Source organism: Aequorivita sediminis (assembly GCF_032080575.2).
Classification (GTDB): domain Bacteria; phylum Bacteroidota; class Bacteroidia; order Flavobacteriales; family Flavobacteriaceae; genus Aequorivita; species Aequorivita sediminis.
On record NZ_JAVLSO020000026.1, the window covers coordinates 1 to 1,274 of the forward strand.

Consider the following 1,274-nt stretch of genomic DNA (forward strand, 5'->3'; position numbering starts at 1 on the left):
CTAAATCTGGACTAATATATGAGGATAGTTACAGAAGTACCATGGTGAAAAATTAATACATTTTTACTTGTTTTTTACCACAGTACTTTGTTGTGTGTCGTTATTCTATCTGTTGTATAATAGTTTTAACTTGCTCAATATTATTATTCCAGAAACCTCTCATTCTCTTGGTTCCAATGTGAGGAACAGAAATAATTGGTATATCTGACCAGTTAACCTTTCGAATATATTGTTTTTTGCCAGTTTTTGGAATTACAGGAATTAAATTGATTTTATCATTGATTTCTAAGGCATTCATTAAATTTTCGAAAACTGCTTTTCCTTGAGTGATAATTAATTTCGGGTTTACACCTTTAATCTCATCGGATAAATGCGATTTGGCGTATGTTTGTCTAATCTGATACCAATCTCTATTTCCACCAAGGATTTGGTCAATTTTGTCAGCACTTCCAACTGCTAATCCATTCCCTCTAAAAGGGCTAAGAGGAAATAAATCAGTCAAATAACATTTTTCCAATGCATCTTTTTTTGAAACATTAAATTTACTTGATACTATTTCCGATAAATATTTAAAAATGGGATGGTCATCAGTAATATAATTCTCTATGCTTTTTTCGTTATTAAAACCATAGACTGTTTGTAAATATTTAAAATGGATATGAGGCTCTGCACCTATAACAAATACATCTTTACCCTTTTCTTCGTCAAATTCCCCGTGCCAACTTGGAAAATCAATCGACCAAGCATTGATGTCAGTAACACTATTTAAAATATCTTCTGTAATTAAATTATTTGCTAATAGACCATCCGTAAAATTTTTAACGTATTTTCTTTTTACGTTATAGTCTATATCATCATTTTCTAACTTCTTCAAAGTATTATTATAATTCAAAAAAGATGAAACGACTTTTTTATCGTCATAGAATTTTTGCTGTAAGAATTTCATAATTAAGTTTTAATTCATTTTCCAAGAAACATCACCAAGCTCTGTTTCATTATACATTTTAAAATTTAGCCAAGAAATTCCACCTTCAATTACATTTAAAGTAATTGAATAGCCAGAAAAAGTTTCTTCGTTTAAATTTAATTCTGTTCCTTTTTTTATTTCGTTCAAGAGTTTATTTTTTTGCTCTTGAGTTATTTCAATTTCAATCTTTGGCATAAGTTTTTTTTTAATGACACACAACGGCAGTCTGTCTCAAAACTACACTAATTTTCTTTTAAATTCAGTTGCAGGGTTAAGATTTCCGTATTTCATGAATTTTATGAAATTT

Annotated in this window: 2 protein-coding genes; both read right to left on the minus strand. The window is 28.8% G+C overall.

Annotated elements, in window-relative coordinates:
- Positions 1–100: 100 nt before the first annotated feature.
- Positions 101–946 carry a hypothetical protein gene (locus RT250_RS13450; protein WP_313115400.1) on the minus strand — a complete coding sequence of 282 codons (846 nt, stop codon included), beginning with the start codon at positions 944–946 and terminating at the stop codon, positions 101–103.
- Between the two features lie 9 nt (positions 947–955).
- Entirely contained in the window at positions 956–1,162 is a 207-nt protein-coding gene (locus tag RT250_RS13455) for a hypothetical protein (protein WP_313115402.1), read from the minus strand.
- Positions 1,163–1,274 lie beyond the last annotated feature (112 nt).

Bases quoted from the DNA above. Each gene is read 5' to 3' on its own strand.
- RT250_RS13450 (WP_313115400.1), bottom strand. From the start codon at position 946: ATGAAATTCTTACAGCAAAAATTCTATGACGATAAAAAAGTCGTTTCA.
- RT250_RS13455 (WP_313115402.1), bottom strand. From the start codon at position 1,162: ATGCCAAAGATTGAAATTGAAATAACTCAAGAGCAAAAAAATAAACTC.